Annotated in this window: 16 protein-coding genes; 2 read left to right on the forward strand and 14 right to left on the reverse strand. The window is 55.6% G+C overall.

Annotated features, from left to right (window positions below; genetic code table 11):
• Positions 1-964 precede the first annotated feature (964 nt).
• Positions 965-2,479: an aldehyde dehydrogenase (NADP(+)) gene (locus Q1A43_RS20735; RefSeq protein WP_299938482.1), complete on the reverse strand. Its 1,515-nt coding sequence runs from the start codon at positions 2,477-2,479 to the stop codon at positions 965-967.
• Positions 2,480-2,572: 93 nt separating this feature from the next.
• Complete coding sequence (locus Q1A43_RS20740) at positions 2,573-3,253, reverse strand: GntR family transcriptional regulator (RefSeq protein WP_299938484.1); 681 nt, start codon at positions 3,251-3,253, stop codon at positions 2,573-2,575.
• A gap of 161 nt (positions 3,254-3,414) precedes the next feature.
• Here Q1A43_RS20740 and Q1A43_RS20745 point away from each other — a divergent pair, with 161 nt between their 5' ends.
• Positions 3,415-3,987: an Ldh family oxidoreductase gene (locus Q1A43_RS20745; RefSeq protein ID WP_299938486.1), complete on the forward strand. Its 573-nt coding sequence runs from the start codon at positions 3,415-3,417 to the stop codon at positions 3,985-3,987.
• 194 nt (positions 3,988-4,181) lie between these two features.
• On the opposite strand, the gene Q1A43_RS20750 is transcribed toward Q1A43_RS20745, so the two are convergent.
• The 12 genes from Q1A43_RS20750 to Q1A43_RS20805 form a co-directional block, all read right to left on the reverse strand.
• Positions 4,182-5,207 carry a proline racemase family protein gene (locus tag Q1A43_RS20750; RefSeq protein ID WP_299938487.1) on the reverse strand — a complete coding sequence of 342 codons (1,026 nt, stop codon included), beginning with the start codon at positions 5,205-5,207 and terminating at the stop codon, positions 4,182-4,184.
• A gap of 9 nt (positions 5,208-5,216) precedes the next feature.
• A complete protein-coding gene (locus Q1A43_RS20755; RefSeq protein ID WP_299938491.1) occupies positions 5,217-6,320 on the reverse strand; it encodes a cis-3-hydroxy-L-proline dehydratase in 1,104 nt (367 codons plus the stop codon).
• 10 nt (positions 6,321-6,330) lie between these two features.
• The gene (locus Q1A43_RS20760; protein WP_299938493.1) at positions 6,331-7,572 is read right to left on the reverse strand and encodes an FAD-binding oxidoreductase; all 1,242 of its coding nucleotides are present in this window, start codon (positions 7,570-7,572) and stop codon (positions 6,331-6,333) included.
• An 8-nt stretch (positions 7,573-7,580) separates the two neighbouring features.
• On the reverse strand, positions 7,581-8,891 hold the full coding sequence (locus tag Q1A43_RS20765) for a TRAP transporter large permease subunit (protein ID WP_299938495.1): 1,311 nt from the start codon (positions 8,889-8,891) through the stop codon (positions 7,581-7,583).
• Positions 8,892-8,894: 3 nt separating this feature from the next.
• Entirely contained in the window at positions 8,895-9,428 is a 534-nt protein-coding gene (locus Q1A43_RS20770; RefSeq protein ID WP_299938497.1) for a TRAP transporter small permease subunit, read from the reverse strand.
• Between the two features lie 71 nt (positions 9,429-9,499).
• Entirely contained in the window at positions 9,500-10,564 is a 1,065-nt protein-coding gene (gene dctP / locus Q1A43_RS20775; protein ID WP_299938500.1) for a TRAP transporter substrate-binding protein DctP, read from the reverse strand.
• A 95-nt stretch (positions 10,565-10,659) separates the two neighbouring features.
• Positions 10,660-11,592 carry a proline racemase family protein gene (locus Q1A43_RS20780; RefSeq protein ID WP_299938501.1) on the reverse strand — a complete coding sequence of 311 codons (933 nt, stop codon included), beginning with the start codon at positions 11,590-11,592 and terminating at the stop codon, positions 10,660-10,662.
• Positions 11,583-12,542: a dihydrodipicolinate synthase family protein gene (locus Q1A43_RS20785; protein ID WP_299938504.1), complete on the reverse strand. Its 960-nt coding sequence runs from the start codon at positions 12,540-12,542 to the stop codon at positions 11,583-11,585. The genes Q1A43_RS20780 and Q1A43_RS20785 overlap by 10 nt, the downstream gene beginning before the upstream one ends.
• 39 nt (positions 12,543-12,581) lie before the next feature.
• Positions 12,582-13,304, reverse strand: a complete 723-nt coding sequence (locus Q1A43_RS20790; protein ID WP_299938507.1) for an amino acid ABC transporter ATP-binding protein — start codon at positions 13,302-13,304, stop codon at positions 12,582-12,584.
• A complete protein-coding gene (locus Q1A43_RS20795) occupies positions 13,301-13,963 on the reverse strand; it encodes an amino acid ABC transporter permease (protein WP_299938510.1) in 663 nt (220 codons plus the stop codon). The genes Q1A43_RS20790 and Q1A43_RS20795 overlap by 4 nt, the downstream gene beginning before the upstream one ends.
• 10 nt (positions 13,964-13,973) lie before the next feature.
• Positions 13,974-14,636 carry an amino acid ABC transporter permease gene (locus tag Q1A43_RS20800; protein WP_299938513.1) on the reverse strand — a complete coding sequence of 221 codons (663 nt, stop codon included), beginning with the start codon at positions 14,634-14,636 and terminating at the stop codon, positions 13,974-13,976.
• Between the two features lie 59 nt (positions 14,637-14,695).
• Entirely contained in the window at positions 14,696-15,496 is an 801-nt protein-coding gene (locus tag Q1A43_RS20805) for a transporter substrate-binding domain-containing protein (RefSeq protein ID WP_299938515.1), read from the reverse strand.
• A 1,206-nt stretch (positions 15,497-16,702) separates the two neighbouring features.
• On the opposite strand from Q1A43_RS20805, the gene Q1A43_RS20810 reads away from it, so the two are divergent.
• On the forward strand, positions 16,703-16,843 hold the full coding sequence (locus Q1A43_RS20810; RefSeq protein WP_299938517.1) for a hypothetical protein: 141 nt from the start codon (positions 16,703-16,705) through the stop codon (positions 16,841-16,843).
• Positions 16,844-16,861 lie beyond the last annotated feature (18 nt).

Here is a 16,861-nt window from a genome sequence, read left to right on the forward strand (position 1 = left end):
CAGGTGCACGCTGCCCTGTCAGCCAAGAGAAACAAGACCGATAAGAATGATGATAATTCTCAGAGTTGGCCCATCGCACTGACGTTTAAGGCAGCCGTCGATGATCCCACACGGTTCAAAAGATCCCGTTCGGCAAGCGCGCATTTTGGATGTACTCCCTAGCGAAACCAGTCACGCCCGTGCTACGCTCTAAACAGCGGGGAATGCGTTTGATGGTACCAAAGACCGACGCCGGGCCGTTGTTGCTGTGGCACTAAAACTGGCCGTTTCACTTCATCGTATTTGGGTCGACGGCACGGAAATCCGTCAGGAACGGTTGCTGAGCAAGGCATGAAGTGGATCGTTGATTACGCACCCATTGCAGGGGCACCGTCATCGGACGAGGTTTGTGGAAGAAGCCGAAAAGTTCGCGGTGCAACGAGAAACGCGTCACAAAGTGGGGCTCTCCACAGTCGATCCAACACATGCGTGCAACGGTGCCATCAGAGCATCAACCAGACTGCGAAGAGACGTGCGGCCCGATGAGTGAAAATGCTCATGAGAAAAAGGAAAACAAGCCTGACCCAAACCCCCAATAGGAGAAGCGGGATTTGTTAAACCGCGCCGTTGCTCGAATAACTGAAGACAGGTACGCTGCAAAGCCGCGCAAAAATCGGTCTAGGGTGAGACTTGCAGCGAAAATTTGGGGAGGCGGACATTTTGCCGGTTGCCGCAGATCGGTTCCCGGTGCCGCAGATGGCAAAAATGCGCTGTAGATGAGGGTGAGACGACGGTAGGCGATTTCATTCTAGACATCATCAAAACGCAATAATCGCGACGCTGCGTTTCCCGATTGTCCGATCATGTGGTCCCAATCGGCTCAGCTGCCTCCAAGATGCGACTAACTCGTTAAGCTACACGGCACCAACTCACTTTCATGGGTAAACCGGCCCGTACATCCGGGCCGGAAGGGCTTTTTATCAGATTAGGAGCATTGCTCAGGCACCAACCCTTTAGGCAGGTTCTGATAACAGACCGGACGCAAGAACCGTCGGATCGACAAGGTGCCAACCGATGTTGCACCAAAATTGGTTGAGGCGGGATAAGGGCCGCCATGAACCATTGTGTCACTGACTTCGACACCCGTCGGGAACCCGTTCGCGAGAACCCGCCCAGCTTTGCGTTCCAAGATCGGCATGAGCGACCGCGCCACTTCGGTGTCTTCTGCGTCCATATGGAGCGTGCAGGTCAGCTGGCCTTGGAGGTTAAGCGCGACCTGACGCATCTCGTCTTCGGTGTCGGCGGTCACGATCACGCCAAGTGGGCCAAACACTTCCTCGGCCAACTCACTATTTGCAAGCCAGTTCTGGGCGGTTGTTTGGAACAGATAGGGAGTGGCATTTCGCTGATCACACACCGAGGTTAGCACCTCTTGGACACCACTTGTGTTTACGATGCGTTTCTGGCCGTCGCGATAAGCGGCAGCAATGCCATCTGTTAGCATGGTCTGTGATGGTACCTCGGCCAGTGTCGCTTGGGTGGTTTCAGCAAAGCGATCGGCCTGAACACCGGACAACACAACCGCGACCCCCGGATTGGTACAGAATTGCCCAGCTCCCATCGTCAAAGACGCCGCCCAGCCTTTTGCAATCTCTTCGCCGCGGTTGGTCAGCGCGCCCGCCAGCAGAAACATCGGGTTGACCGACCCAAGTTCGCCAAAGAACGGGATAGGTTCAGGGCGCGAGGCGCAAAGATCGAACAGAGCGCGACCACCGCCAAGCGAGCCGGTAAACCCTACGGCCTTGATTAACGGGTGCTGTACCAAAGCCGCTCCCACCTGACGGTTTCCACCTTGGATCAAGCTGAAAACACCCGGATGAACACCGCACTTCTTGATTGCAGCGTCAACAGCTTCGGCGACAATCTCGCCGGTTCCGGGGTGGGCACTGTGTCCTTTGACGATAACCGGGCAACCGGCTGCAAGCGCAGCAGCAGTGTCACCGCCTGCGGTCGAGAATGCGAGCGGGAAGTTCGAGGCCCCGAACACCGCGACCGGGCCGATCGGGCGCTGGACCATCTTTAGGTCAGGCCGCGCCATTGGTTCGCGATCAGGCAAAGCCTCATCGTGGCGTCGGTCCAGATAGTCGCCTTTTAGGATGTGTTCAGCAAACATGCGAAGCTGACCAGTGGTACGCCCGCGTTCCCCTTGTAACCTCGCAGTGGGGAGACCGCTTTCCTGACTGCCGATTTCAGTGATCTCTTCGGCACGGGCTTCGATCTCGTCGGCAATGGTGCTGAGTAAATCGGCGCGTTCTTGGCGGGTAGAATAGCCATAGCTCCAGAATGCATCATCGGCAGCTTGCGCGGCGGCCTCAACATCTGACACGCGACCAACCGCAAAATCATGAGCGGGCCCCTGTGCGGGCTCCGAGGCAAAGGTCGTGTCACCATCAATCCATACACCTGCGATTAAGTGTTTTCCGTGGGGAACAAAAGTCATCTTGGGGTCATCTTCCGTACAATTGGCAAGTTGCGGATATTGTATCCAATTTGGCCGAGCAAATGCAAGGGCCGTACCCAGTGCGCAGTTCTTTTAAGATTCTTCGAGGGCGCGCTTGGCCATAACCATTTCAAGAAGCTGATCTTTTGTGCGCCCGATATGATGGGCAAGAAGCGCGCACGCCTCTTCGACGTTCCCTTTCTGAGCGAGGTCGAGCAATTTGCGGTGCTCTTCTTTGGCCGGCTCTCTTTGCTTCATCACACTAAGATGCATGCGTACATAACGATCCGATTGCAGGTTGATCCGGTCCAAAAGCTCTTTTGTTAATTCACGCCCAGCAGCCCCATACAGGGCCGAATGATACGCATGGTTCAGCGTCCCCCATTTACCGACGTCATCTTCGATGTAAGACGCCTCCATCTGCTCAAGTAGCGTTTCACAGCGTGAATAATCGGTTGTGGTCATTGCCGGGATGGCCCGGCGGAACAGGTCTACTTCGATCAAGATACGCAAATCAAAAATCTCGCCGATCTGACCAAGCGAATGCTTGGTCACTGACCCGCCGCGATTGTTTGTCCACTGAACAAGGCCTTCGGCGTTAAGCCGTTTGAGCGCCTCGCGGATCGGCATACGAGAGACGTCGTATTCCTCGGCCAAAGCTTCTTGCCGGATGATTTCACCTTCGGCCATGTCGCCGCTCAAAATCCGTTCCCGCAGATCATTTGCGATCACTTCCGGAAGGCTTTGTTTAACAACTGCACGTTTTCCAGCCATTCCGACCACCGTTCTCCATGTTGAATTTTGGATACAAATATCTTCTACCCCATAAATTACCAAGCTAAATCGCCCCCCCTAGGGCCGATATTTGGATTTACGGGTTGTCTTAGATAACGCATCCAATATCCAAAAAGGCAGGCAAGATTGATGGACATTTGATGCCCGTGGTCGAGCCATCAGACACAGCCATTGTACGGGTTGATGCTCGCGGTGGCATGTCCATTTTGGCAGTGGACGCGGCCCTTCCCGTTTTGTGCGAAAAGGCCCGCAAATTTGGGGTGGCCGCTAAGGCGGTTACCCGTAGTTTTCAGTTCTCGGCATTGTGGCCCGAGTTCGAACGACTGGCTGCGACTGGCCTTGTCGGAATGGCAATGGTGCCTAGCCATTCGTGGGTTGCCCCGGCTGGTGGTAAGCGCGGCACGTCGGGCACCAATCCACTCGCGTTCTCATGGCCGCTACTGGGGCAAAACCCGTTCACCTTTGACTTTGCCACCAGCGCCTTTGCGCGGGGTGAAATTGAGCTCTATCGACGCGCCGCAAAACCGTTGCCCGATGGGGTGGCCGTGGATGTGGACGGCAATCTAACCAACGATCCGCAGGCAGCGCTAGAGGGGGCCATGTTAACCTTTGGAGGTCACAAAGGGTCCTCCTTATCGATCATGATCGAGCTGCTGGCCGGGCCATTGATAGACGAGATGACCAGTAAGGAAAGCATGGAGTATGCCGAATGAAAATCCGGTGCTCCGTTTCATGGCGAAATCATTCTCGCCTTTGATCCAGTTCATTTCAGCGGTGGGCGAGCGGGCTTGAACGACGCCCGCGCGGAACGGCTATTTGCTGATATTGTTGATCAAGGCGCGCGGCTATGTTGAGATTCCAGAAGCGCTTTACCGCGACTTGCAAGCCTTGCTGGTTTGAGGTGCGATTATGCCCCCCAGGTATCGCTAAGCCGATATCCGTCGGGCCAAGGATCATCGGGGTCAAGCATGTGCTGGTGAACCCCTGTGATCCAACCGCGGCCGCTGATTTCGGGCACAATCGCCGGGTGGCCGCCCAATTGTGTTGTCTCAACGATGCGGCCCGTAAATCGCGAACCGATGATCGAGACCGCCTCAAAACTCTGCCCTTGATGCATCTGTCCCTTTGCAGCCATCAACGCCATTCGGGCTGAAACGGCGGTGCCGGTCGGTGATCGGTCGACTTTGCCCGGTTGAATTGCAACGGCAGATTTCCCGGTTAGACCAGTTTCAGTTTTGGCCAAGGGGCCACAGAAAGCGCAAAAGGATATATGATCCCAATCGAGGTTTTCCGGATGCGAAAACCCCAATTGCTGGTTCGCGGCATCTGTGATGACCACCCCGAGGCGGGCAATATCCTTGGCCTCGGCATCGACGATTTCGAAGCCCACCGACGCAGCATCCACCACCACAAAACTGTCGCCACCATAGGCCGTGTCAACGGTGAGGGTTCCCAGCCCTTGGACCTCAAGTGGGACACCGATACGGTCCGCAAAGCTTGGCACGTTTTGGACGAATATCCGCTCCGCCTTTCCATTGCGGCATTCGGCACGGACGCGCACCAACCCTCCGGGGGCCTCCAAGGTCAAATGGGTCTCGGGTTCCTGCATCGGGAGAATGCCACTATCCAAGAGGACCGTTGACACACAGATTGAATTTGACCCGGACATCGGGGGCGTATCTTCGGGCTCCATGATGATGAAGCCGGCATCGGCCTCTGGGTGCTTGGGCGGCACCAAAAGGTTCACATGGCGAAACACCCCACCTCGCGGCTCGTTGAGCACGAAATTGCGTAATGTTTCATCGCGCGCGATGAATGACCGTTGGTCCCAAAGGGTATCGCCCGGTGGCGGGGTGACGCCGCCCACGATGACATCGCCAACCTCGCCTTCGGCATGGGCAGAAATCACGTGGATTGTTTTGCTGCTGCGCATGGTTTCTCCTTAGGAATAGCTTGCGACGGGATCACCCAAAACGTCAAACACCGGTGTGATGCCTAGACCGGACCGATCAGATGCCGTCATGCGTCCGTTGACGCGCTTGGGCGCCCCCTCGGCGATGGTGACAGTGCCATATGAATTGAAATCCGTCGCCGAAAACGTGAATTCGGCTGGGGTTGAACGCGCCAAATGGGCGATCGTGGCGGTGGTTATATCGCCGCCCCATGTGTCTTCGACGGTCATTGGAATTCCGTGGGCCACGCAGAGATCACGCATCAGTCTGGCTTTGGTTAGCCCGCCCACTTTGGAGATTTTCAAATTGATCACATCCATTGCATCCTCGGCAATACCACGCACCAACGTATTCGGCGTGTCAATCACTTCGTCCATCACAAAAGGCAACGTCGTGCGGCGACGGATTGAAACGGATTCTTCGTAGGTTAAGCAAGGCTGTTCGACATAGACATCAAGGCTTGCGATGGCTCCAACAACACGCGCGGCTTCGTGGCGCGTCCACCCAGTATTGGCATCCGCAACCAAAAGGTCCGATGTCTTGAGGGCCGCGCGGGTCGCATGGATGCGTTCGATATCATCATTGGCGTCACCCCCCACCTTGAGCTGAAACTTAGTGTATCCCTCATTCGCGTAGCCTTCGATTTTGGCGGCCATGACCTCAGGGGCTTCCTGACTGATGGCGCGGTAGAGAACGACGTCGTCCTGCGCAGCGCCGCCCAGCAAACTATAAAGCGGAAGTCCCGTGGCCTTTCCAAGCAAATCCCAACAGGCAATGTCGACAGGAGCCTTGGCGTAGGGATGCCCCCGCAACGCCGCGTCCATGGTTCGATTTATTGCGCCGAGGTTCAGCGGATCCTGTCCAATCAAATGCGGAACAAGTTCGGTCAACCCCGCACGTACGCCACGCGCAAAAGACGGCAGATAGGCCGAGCCAAGCGGGCAACATTCGGCGTAGCCCTTAAGCCCGTCATCGGTGATGATTTCCAGAACCGTGCTGTCGAAGACCTCGATATAGTTACCATTGGACCAATTGTAGCGCCCCTCTTTCAGAGGGAGGTCCACTTGATAAACGTTGAGTTTTGAGATTTTCATGCTGTCCCTTTCAGAAACGTGTGGGTGAGTAGGATTCCATCGGTATGGAAGTGGTTGCGCCTGTGACCATCTCTGCAACGAGTTCGGCGGTGCCCGCCGATTGGGTTAGCCCAAGATGGCCATGGCCAAACGCATAGATAACGCGGTTGGCTCGGGGCGAACGGCCGATAACCGGCAGGCTGTCGGGCATCGAGGGACGAAATCCCATCCATTGCTCGCCGTCGGCTGTGTTCAGTTCGGGCATGAACTTGGCCGCTTTTTGCAAAAGTATCTCGGCACGCTTGTAGTTCGGGGCGAGTGTCAGACCGCCCAACTCGACCGCACCACCAACCCGCACACCACCGGCTATTTTAGAAACAACAAACCCATGCCCCCCAAAAGTCAGATGGGTGCGTAAATCAAAAGCCCCCTTGGGCAGCGTGGTATTGTACCCCCGTTCCGTCTCCAGAGGGATTTTGTCGCCCAACATTTGTGCCAAGTGATGAGACCACGCCCCGGCAGCAATAATGACTTGGTCCGCCACGATTTTCCGCTCCGATGTGATCACAGACGGTTTTCTGGTGCATTGGGAAACCGACATAACATTTGCCTGTTCTATGACGCCGCCACGGTCGCAAAAACACAGGGCCAGATACTCTGACCAGGCCTTGGGATCAGCTGTGTTTACCCAGTTCGGCGTAAAGGCAGCATGGGTAAATCGAGGATGCAATCCGGGCTGGATGTCAGCAATTTCACCCCGGTTTTCCAATAGAGAGAATTTGATGCCGTGCCTACGCCGCATCTCCCAATTGGGAAGACTGGCACGGTATTCAGCGGCACCTTCGTAAAGCTGTAACTGGCCGTCGCGCTGCATCATCGGCTCACCATCAACCGCTGAAATCTGGCGATCCAACGCCGCGCGCGACAGCTCCATCAAACGGGTTTGCGCCGCCATCGACGCCTCATATCGGTCGCGCCAACTGGCCCGCCAAAACCGCAGCATCCATGGCGCAATCTTGAGCGCATAGGCCGGTGGAATTGACAATGGCCCCATTGGATCGAGCAACCACTTCGGAGCCCGGCGCATGATGCCCGGCGTGGCCAGCGGCACAATATCGCTAAAGGCAAAGGCACCGGCATTGCCGTGAGAGGCTTCGGCGGCAACGCCTTTGCGGTCCAAAATACGTACCGTTGCGCCACGGGTCTGCAATTCCAGCGCGATGCTGATACCGACTACCCCTGCACCTACGACAATGATCTCTTGCTGTCGCATTTTGCCCCCTACAATCCGACAAGAATTGACGGGAGCCACGTCGCGATTCCGGGGAAAACCAAGATCACGACAAGCACCAGCATCTGCGCCGCCACAAACGGCAAAACGCCACGATACATTTGCCCATAAGTCATGCTGCGCGGAGCAATTGAGCGCAGGTAGAAGATTGACGGTGCCATGGGCGGGGTCAGGTAGGAAGTCTGAATCACGACCAAAACCAGCATGGCAAACCAGATCGGATCAATGCCTGCGCTTTTAACGATGGGGGAAAAGATAGGGATGAAAATCAGGACGATCGACACCCAATCCAGAACAAATCCGGCAAAGAACACGACCAGCAGGAAGAAAGCGATGACCCCCGCATTGCCGTAGCCCACCATAGCAACGGTATCGCGCACGAGGTTTCCGCCTCCAGTCACAGCAAAAATGCTTGTGAACATCGTCCCACCGGCCACAATTAGCATGATCATCGAAGTGACACGCAGTGTAACGCCCAAGGAGTCCAGTATCAGTTTAAAGCTGAGTTCCCGGAACGTCAGTGTCAGAAGGAGAGTGCCCGCAGCCCCAACGGCGGCTGCTTCGGTCGCCGAGGCAGCACCCGCCAAGAGCGAACCAAGGACCAGAATGATGAGGGCCAGTGGCGGCAACATGGCGGTCACGGTAATCCGTAGCTTGTGCTGCAAAGGCAGTTCCCGGTCTTCGGCGGGCAAAGGTGGGGCGTCTTCGGGCTTTAGAACACTGCGCAACAGCACATAGCCCACAAAGAAAGCGACCATTAGTAGGCCCGGAAGAATGGAGGCCGCAAACAGCTGTCCGATCGACAACTGGGCGATGGAGGCATAAACCACCACAATCACGGACGGGGGAATGATCGTGCCCAAGGACCCTCCAGCGCAGATTGTGCCAGCGATCAGATCGTTTTTGTAACGGGCCCGGGTCATTGCGGGAATGGCCATCAACCCGACAACGATTTCGACCGCGCCAACAACGCCAGAGGCCGCCGCGAAAATAGCACACATGGCAATTGTCGACAGGGCAAGCCCACCGGGCAACCCACCTAGCCAAAGCTGCAGCGCTTGGAACAAGCGTTTGGCAATGCCCGAGCGTTCCAACACCGCGCCCATGAAAATGAACAGCGGAATTGCAGCCAGCACAAAATTCGATGCGGTGTGCAGCAGCGGGCCATAAAGCTGAAGAAAGATCAAATCCCCGAACACTGTGAAGCCAAAGCCGACCGCAACAATGATGAGCGAGAAAGCGACGGGAATACCGGCAAAGACCAGAACAAAGAGCGCCGCAAACATGAGAAGGGGGGTCATGGATCAGACCTCCATCTCTTGGATTTCAGAGACAGTGTCTCCGGGGGATCGTTCACCTAGACAAAACTTCAGAGCCTCGATGACGAACTGCAATGCAAAAGCCCAAAGCCCGATCGCGATGACGGCGTAGAATGGCCAAACCAAGGGTGCCCAAGGGCTGACGGCTTCGACCTCACCGTTGGAAAAAGCTTTGGCCGCCTTGGACCCAGCAACCCAAGCAAACGCGAAGGCAATCGGAGCCATGATCAGAAGATAGATAAGCCCATTCAAGAGCTGTTGCATCCGTACCGGGAACTTCTGAGATAGAAAGTCGATGCGAACATGTGCATCTTCGCGCAGTGAAAAGGCCGCCCCAAGCAGGAAAACCGAGCCGTTTAACATGTAGGATATGTCAAACGCCCACAACGTCGGGGCGCCAAACACATACCGTGCGACCACCTCGTACAACATTGCGATGATCAGGGCGAAAATGGTCAGCCGACCAATCATCCCCAACACTATTGAAAACAGCTCGGCGCTGTTTCTGAGAAACGTCATGATACTCTCCCTGACAAGACGGCTTTAACAAGACGGCCGGGCAAACAGCCAACCGCCTTGAATTCACTAAGTTATTGTGCGGAATCGCGGACCAGATAGCCGGAGTTTTCGGCCCAGTTCGCTTGATACGTCAGGTAGCTGTCCAACACGGTTTGCAACCGCGGATTCCCGGCTTTGGCCAGTTCGGTCGCTTTGGCACGCGCCCAGTTTCGCCCCGCTTCTCGGATCTTTTCGGATTCCGCGTGCTCCATGGTGACCAGCTCGACCTTGGTCTTGCGGAACTCGGCCATCGCTTTGATGTCGCTGTCACCAAAGCGCGTATAGCTCTCATATGTGCTGAGTTTGCCTGCAGCCGTGATTAGGCCTTGAAGATCGGCGGGAAGGCTATCCCAGGTGTCTTGTTTGACAAAGACTTCCCAAAGGAAGGATGGCTGATGCACGCCGGGCATAATCATGTAAGGGGCGACTTCGTGGAAGCCCTCAGTGATGTTGGCCCCCGGTGTTGACCATTCGATGGCGTCAACGCCTTTGCGCTGCAACAACGTATAGATTTCATTGCCCGGAACAACTGTCGGAATCCCACCGAACTCGTCTTGCAAGACGGCCGCGAAGGCCCCTGAAGTGCGATATTTTACGCTTTTTAGATCTTCGACCGTTTCGATTTTGACATTCGAATGTGCCATGATTTCTGAGGTGCCGATGCCAACAACGATGCTGTGAAGCCCCATTTCGGCGCGGCGAAACTCTTGAAGCATCTCTTCGCCGCCGCCTTCATAAACCCAGTGTAGCGTTGCCTCGGGCGACATACCGCCGGGGAAACTGGCGAAAATGGCGTTGGTGGGATCTTGGTTCACCAAATAAGACGGGGTTGAATGACCGGCCTCGACGATGCCGTCCTGAACAACCTCATAGGCCTTGAAGGCGGGGGCCAGAACACCGGCACCAAAGGGCTGAATTTCTACCCGCCCTTGGGTGATCATCCCGACGTTGTCGGTAAATCGCTGCATAAAGTTCTGGTACAAAAAGGACCCTTCGCCGACGGCAGCAGTCATTTTCCATTCGATTTCTGCCGCTTGGGCAGGACTGTAGAGAGCGGTGGCAAACGCCACAGCAGCAAGTGTTGATGACAGTTTCATGGTTTTCCTCTGATTTAGTGCTGGGGGCTTCGGCCTGCTCACCATTGAACAGGCCGGATGATAAGATCGGATGCCTTTGGGCCCGTTGTTTCTGCCTAAATCTCAATCCCATTGCGGAGCGGGTCGAGGGGGCCAAAAACAAGAGTGCTTTCAGCCATCACAAAGGCTTGCCCTGTGATTGATGGAATAACGCCACCTTTTGGTCCGGGCTGGTAAGACAGTCGGTACGGGCTGCCGATGACGCTTTCTTGGACGATCTCTTCGCCCGCTTTCAAACGTCCGTTTGCCGCCAAACATGCAAGTCGCGCTGAACTGCCGGTTCCGCAGGGAGAGCGGTCATAGGTATCATCAGGGCACAACACAAAATCGCGGCTGTGGATTGACGCGTCGTCCGAGGGGCCTTGAAAGACCACATGATCGATCGGCTCGCCGTTTTCGCCGCCAAGACCGACAAAGTTAACGGCTTTGCGCACCGCAATTGCTGCGTCGGTAAGGTCTCGGATATTGCTGGTCGTCACGGGAATAGGGCTTGGATCGACGATAAAGAACCAATTGCCGCCATAGCCCACATCACCCGTCACCGTTCCAAGCCCAGCAACATCAACGCTGGCATCCTTGCGAACACGGCGGCTTTCGACGTTGATCACAGTGACCGTGTTGTCGTCGGAAAGGTCAATCGCAACCACTCCGACAGGTGTTTCAATCTTGTGATGCCCGGCTTTAATCCGGCCCAAATGCGCCAATGTCACAGCCAGACCAATCGTGCCATGGCCGCACATTCCAAGAACCGCGTCAGCATCAAAATAGATGACACCGGCGACGCAATCTTTCGCAACGGGTGGCACCAAAAGCGCCCCCACCAGTCCCGGCTGTCCGCGCGGCTCAAGCATGACGGATTTGTAGAAAGCCCTGTGTTCGCTCGCCAATAGGTCCGCGCGTTCGGCCAGCGTCCCCGACCCAAGATCGGGGGCACCTTCAAGGATGACCCGCGTGGGCATGCCCCCTGTATGGCTGTCGATTACGCGCATTCGGCGATGACTCCGCCCTGCTTGGACCAATCGGAAAACCAAGTGCGAAACAACGTGTATTGCTGTTCACAATAGTTGCGCTGTGCGTCGGTCAGAACGTCAGTGTCGTTGAAATGCAGGCGGTATTCTTCTTCGCCATTCAGCACGAGAAGGTACTTGTAATACAGGACCAGATCGGTGCCCTCATCAAAGCTGGCCAGCACACCAAAGGCTTCTTCAAGCTCAAGCGCGCGTCGGCGGGCTTCGGCATTACCGTCGGCGGCTTTCTGCGACAGGGCGGCGAGAAGGAGCGCTTCTTTTGGCAAGGCGGTGCCGATGCCGGTAATCGAGCCCGTGGCCCCACAATTGACAAAGCCGTGATAGACCTCGGTATCGACGCCAACCATCAAGGTGACCTGATCGTCCTGCGAGGTGATGTGTTCCGCAGCATAGCGCAGATCACCCTTGCCTCCGAATTCTTTGAAACCGATCAGGTTTGGGTGCTCTGCACGCAGGGCAAAGAACAGATCTGCTTTGGTGGCAAAGCCATAGACTGGGCTGTTGTAAATAACCGCCGGCACATCTGGTGCCGCCGCGAGAATGGCCTTGAAGTGGTTCTTTTGCGCAATCGGAGACGACCCGCGAGACAACACACGCGGAATGACCATGAGACCGGCCGCGCCGACCTTTTGGGCATGCGCCGCGTGGGCAGTGGCAGATTTCGAATTGATCGCGCCCGTGCCGACAACAACCGGCAGGCCCGCGTTGACAAGACGCTCAACGCCTTCCATGCGCTCTTCGTCCGTCAGTAAGGGCCAATCCCCCATCGAGCCGCAATAAACAACGGCCGACATGCCAGCCGCGATCATGTCTTGACCCTTTTTCACGAGGGCGTCGTAATTTGGTGTGCGGTCGGCTTTGCAGGGTGTCATGAGGGCCGGCATGGTGCCGGAAAAGATGGTATTGGTCATAAGGATCTCCTTGAAGGTCGTCGGTCCAACGCCGTACGATCAGCGTACGTTGGCCAGAAATTTGCGGGTGTGTTCTGATTTGGCCTGGCCAAAAATCTGCTCGGGGGGGCCGATCTCTTCCATCACGCCCTGATGAAAAAACGCGACCCGGTCCGACACGTCGCGGGCAAAGCCCATTTCATGTGTCACGCAGATCATGGTCATGCCCTCTTCGGCCAAAAGCCGCATCGTATCGAGAACTTCGCCAACCAGTTCGGGGTCAAGCGCCGAGGTCGCCTCATCAAACAGCATATATTCCGGCTCCATCGCCAACGCGCGGGCAATGGCAAGACGCTGCTGCTGTCCACCAGAAAGAGCACTGGGATAAACATCCAGTTTGTCGCCCAGCCCCACATGGGTCAGCTGTTTGACGGCGATGTCGCGTGCCTCGGCGCGGGGTTTGCCTTTGACAATGCGCGGCGCGAGGGCAACGTTTTCCAGCGCCGTCAGATGAGGAAAGCTGTTCCACTGTTGAAACACCATGCCTAGTTTTTGGCGAAGCTTATTGATGTCCGTGCTTTTGGCGTGAACGTTGGTTTCGTCCACAGCGACTTTGCCTTGCTGGATCGGCTCTAGGCCGTTGATGCAATAAAGCAGTGTCGATTTTCCGGACCCAGAGGCCCCAATAATCGAAAGGACTTCGCCCTTTTGCACATCAAGGTCGATACCCTTGAGAACATGCAATGCGCCGAAATATTTGTGCAGGTCGCGAATTTCAATCATTGGGCCCACCTTTTTTCAAGGGACGCGGCGTAGCGCGAAATAGGAAAGGACAGCGCAAAGTAGAAAGCGCCAGCAATAGAGAGGATTAGGAAGGGTTCCTGCGTGCGGGTGATCAGGATTTGGCTGGCTTTGAGCAGTTCGACATAGCCAAGAACCGACACCAAAGCGCTGTCTTTCATGACGCCAAGCGCCACGCCAACCCAGGCCGGAAAGACCGCGCGACCGCCAATGGGCAGCACGACGTAGCGCAAATCCTGCCAATAGGTCATCCCAAGGCTACGCGACGCACGGCGCATTGATCGGTCGACGGCCTCAATGCCGCCACGGGCGACATTTGCCACCAAAGCCGCCGCATAGATGGTTAGGATCGCAACGCCGGATGCAAAGGCATCAAGGTTCAGACCAACGATGGGCGCAAAGTTGTAGAACAACACCAGTTGGATGATCAAAGGGACAGAGCGGAAGACATCTAGGACAGGCGCGACCGTGAGGGCCGCTGTCAGTTTGCCTTCGTACAAGATCCAACCGAACAAGACGCCAAAGAGAGTCCCGAGTGTTATCGACAGGATCGAAATCCACATCGTCCGCATGGCCGCTTCACCAAGGAACCAAAAGTCGTTGATGCCGAAACCGCTAAAGAAGGTAAGTGTAGGTTCCATATGCGCGCCCTCAGTAGCGGAAGAGCCGGGCCGCCAAGAGGCGCGCAGCTCCGAGAATGAGTTTGACGATCACGTAGTAAATGACCGCCGTGACAGCGAAGTATTCGAAGATGCGAAACGTACGGCTGGCAAAGAACTGGGTCTCGCCCGACAGTTCACGAAAGCCGACCAACATCCCCAAAGATGACATCAAAACGGCCCAAACCATTTGGTTGGTCACCGGGTGGTAAACGATGCGAAACACCTGCGGGATGACGACGCGGGTGTAGGCCTGCCATGCGGTCATTCCGAGCGTGCGGGAGGCCCGCATTTGAGTGTCAGGAATAGCTTGAAAACCGCCGCGAAAATTTTCAGCCAGATAGCCCGCGCAGTTGAATGACAGACCGGCCAAGACAATGAGATAGGGCGATAGATGCAACCCGAAAGCACCTAAACCAAAGCCAAAGAAGAACAGTTGGAACAGCGCGGGTGTATTGCGGGCCACTTCCACCCAAGATGAGGCGAACCAATACAGCGGGCCTTTCAGGTGCAACCGGATCAGGGCCAAACATAGGCCGATGATGATGCCGATGATCATCGCAAGGACCGCCACCTGTAGCGTCAAAAAGGCCGCATCGATCAAGTCGGGCAGGCTTTTCATCACCGGTCGCCAGTGGAAATTGTAGTCGAACATTTGAACTCCTTCCGGTCTCCGCCCGGAGGACCCGGACGGAGGCGTGTTTTAGGAAGCGGTCAGTACATCACGCCGGGAATACGCAGCTCAGGCGCGTCGCCACCGACGTATTTGCCCCACAGTTCACCGTAACGACCCGAGCGAACCTGATGCGTGACAAACAGGTTCAGGTAGTTCAGCCATGTCACGTCTTGGCGTTTGGCAACGACCGAGGTGTAGTCGGTGGTCCAAGGCATCCGCGGTCCCGCGACGATGCTGTCATACTGCTGTGTGATCGGAAGAACGGCGGTGTTGGTGGTGATGCCAATGTCGGCTTTGCCTTGTGCAACGGCCAAGAACACTTCGTTTTCAGACTGATAGCCCTGATAATTGCCCTCTTCGCCCCATTCAGCCGCGATCTTCAACCACTCCTGTTCGGGAACTGTGCCAATGGCGGCGGCAACTCGCTTGCCACGGATGTCCTCGATGCTTTCGATGCCGCTTTGCGCATTCACGACACCCTGAGCGTAGTAAATGGCATAGGGAATGGTGAAGCCGACGGTACGAGCCCGAGCAAGGCTATCCGAGGTTGCCCCGAACACTACATCAGCACGCCCAGTCACGATCACAGGCAAGCGTTCGGCCCAAGTGACGGGCAAAATCTCGGCTTCAACTTCCAAAGCCGCCGCAAGATCGTTGCAATAATCGACGTCATACCCGGCCGGTTCGTTGTTGGCATCCCGATAGCCGATTGGTGGGAAATCCAGAACGACGCCGCAGCGTAGCGTTCCGCGATCAACCACATCGTCTAGAGTATCTGCCATGGCAGGGCCCGCCGTGAGCGCCACTAGGGTCGTGCCCATGATAAATTTTTTGAACATTGTTTCCTCCCAAAGAAAAGCGATGCGCGATTCTCTATGGGATATTGTATCCAAAATCCAGAAATATATTTCGAAATCGTGGATTTTGAAAAAATGAGCCGCGATGCTTTGTGGGGAAATCGGCTGATTGTGCTCACTTTAGGGAGCCAGCGTATTGTCTGATGGGCATGAGCAGTTGGGCCCCGACGAAGTAGAAGCTCAAGATTTGGTCTTTCCGAAAATGCCAGCTTGAAACGACGCGGGGTCTGCTCTCCGTGGTGGCTCTTTTGGGACTGTGGAGAACGCCTTTGAGGCAATAATCTAGACCGAGAACCAGACAACAGTTGAGAGTTCAGGCCGCAAATTGGAGTCTCTGGCGACCGAAAAAACTCAGGGGTGCCGATCTAAATCACGCGGTCCAAGCTCGGGGCCAATACGCAGGCACGTCGAAGTGATCTATGCTGCTCCTCATTTGAATGAAAGGCTGCCGTCCCACGACGGATTTTCTCTCCTGTGAAGTCCAAAAGACCCCATTCCTTGATCAGTTATACGGACCCAGCCACCCCCCCCCAGCGTCGGGTGGCTGATCGAAACCAATGCTCATGCCGGAACCGATTTCGCCTGTGTAGCCATGCGCGACGGGACGCTTGATCAGAGAAGCGGCCAACCAAATAGCGGCGGGTATAGGTATTGAACTCTGGTTTCGACGGCTTGCGAGGTCAAGAGTTTGGGCATAGGCTCTGGCCGCCGTTTGTGGATCAACGGGCATGGGGTAGGATGTAACGTTTGTTTGGAGGTATTCTTGTCCAGACATGACACCGAAATCTTTTGGCGTCATACCAACCTTGCCCAAATAAGGCCCGAGTTTGTAAGCCCAATTATAGTATCGCTGCAAGAACTCCCACTATACTTCACCGCCAGTAAGTCTATGTTTAGAATGAAAAGGGCACCAAGGCGCAAGCATTTTTGAGGTCTATGCGCAGGTTGGAAACTCGATGCATGGTGTTGCTTTTCCATATCGCCGCAATCCAGACAAGGTGTTGATGAATACGCCCAAAACACGGAAAAAACGCCAAAACGCCCAGCCTGAACACTTAGGTCAGGCGATCCGCAGTCGGCGCAAAGCATTGAAAAAGACCCTAGATGTCGTCGCCCGCGACACGGGTTTAACAACCGGGTTCATTTCACAGGTTGAACGGGGCAAGCTCCCCTTCTTTGCCGTCATTCATGGCCATCGCCAAAGCGCTACAAACCAGTGCTGAACAGTTGCTATGTGTGCCGGAAGAGTTCAACGAACATCAGCCACACGACCAAAGGCAGACCTACTCCATTGGGACTGTAGAAAGATTTTACGAAAAACTTGGCTGACCTGCGCCCCGAAAGGTC

It is taken from the genome of uncultured Pelagimonas sp. (assembly GCF_947498515.1).
Taxonomy (GTDB): Bacteria; Pseudomonadota; Alphaproteobacteria; order Rhodobacterales; family Rhodobacteraceae; genus Pelagimonas.

Bases quoted from the DNA above. Each gene is read 5' to 3' on its own strand.
- Q1A43_RS20765 (WP_299938495.1), bottom strand. From the start codon at position 8,891: ATGACCCCCCTTCTCATGTTTGCGGCGCTCTTTGTTCTGGTCTTTGCC.
- Q1A43_RS20805 (WP_299938515.1), bottom strand. From the start codon at position 15,496: ATGTTCAAAAAATTTATCATGGGCACGACCCTAGTGGCGCTCACGGCG.
- Q1A43_RS20770 (WP_299938497.1), bottom strand. From the start codon at position 9,428: ATGACGTTTCTCAGAAACAGCGCCGAGCTGTTTTCAATAGTGTTGGGG.
- Q1A43_RS20795 (WP_299938510.1), bottom strand. From the start codon at position 13,963: ATGGAACCTACACTTACCTTCTTTAGCGGTTTCGGCATCAACGACTTT.
- Q1A43_RS20750 (WP_299938487.1), bottom strand. From the start codon at position 5,207: ATGCGCAGCAGCAAAACAATCCACGTGATTTCTGCCCATGCCGAAGGC.
- Q1A43_RS20800 (WP_299938513.1), bottom strand. From the start codon at position 14,636: ATGTTCGACTACAATTTCCACTGGCGACCGGTGATGAAAAGCCTGCCC.
- Q1A43_RS20790 (WP_299938507.1), bottom strand. From the start codon at position 13,304: ATGATTGAAATTCGCGACCTGCACAAATATTTCGGCGCATTGCATGTT.
- Q1A43_RS20755 (WP_299938491.1), bottom strand. From the start codon at position 6,320: ATGAAAATCTCAAAACTCAACGTTTATCAAGTGGACCTCCCTCTGAAA.
- Q1A43_RS20760 (WP_299938493.1), bottom strand. From the start codon at position 7,572: ATGCGACAGCAAGAGATCATTGTCGTAGGTGCAGGGGTAGTCGGTATC.
- Q1A43_RS20785 (WP_299938504.1), bottom strand. From the start codon at position 12,542: ATGACCAATACCATCTTTTCCGGCACCATGCCGGCCCTCATGACACCC.
- dctP (WP_299938500.1), bottom strand. From the start codon at position 10,564: ATGAAACTGTCATCAACACTTGCTGCTGTGGCGTTTGCCACCGCTCTC.
- Q1A43_RS20740 (WP_299938484.1), bottom strand. From the start codon at position 3,253: ATGGCTGGAAAACGTGCAGTTGTTAAACAAAGCCTTCCGGAAGTGATC.
- Q1A43_RS20735 (WP_299938482.1), bottom strand. From the start codon at position 2,479: ATGACTTTTGTTCCCCACGGAAAACACTTAATCGCAGGTGTATGGATT.
- Q1A43_RS20745 (WP_299938486.1), top strand. From the start codon at position 3,415: ATGCCCGTGGTCGAGCCATCAGACACAGCCATTGTACGGGTTGATGCT.
- Q1A43_RS20780 (WP_299938501.1), bottom strand. From the start codon at position 11,592: ATGCGCGTAATCGACAGCCATACAGGGGGCATGCCCACGCGGGTCATC.
- Q1A43_RS20810 (WP_299938517.1), top strand. From the start codon at position 16,703: ATGGCCATCGCCAAAGCGCTACAAACCAGTGCTGAACAGTTGCTATGT.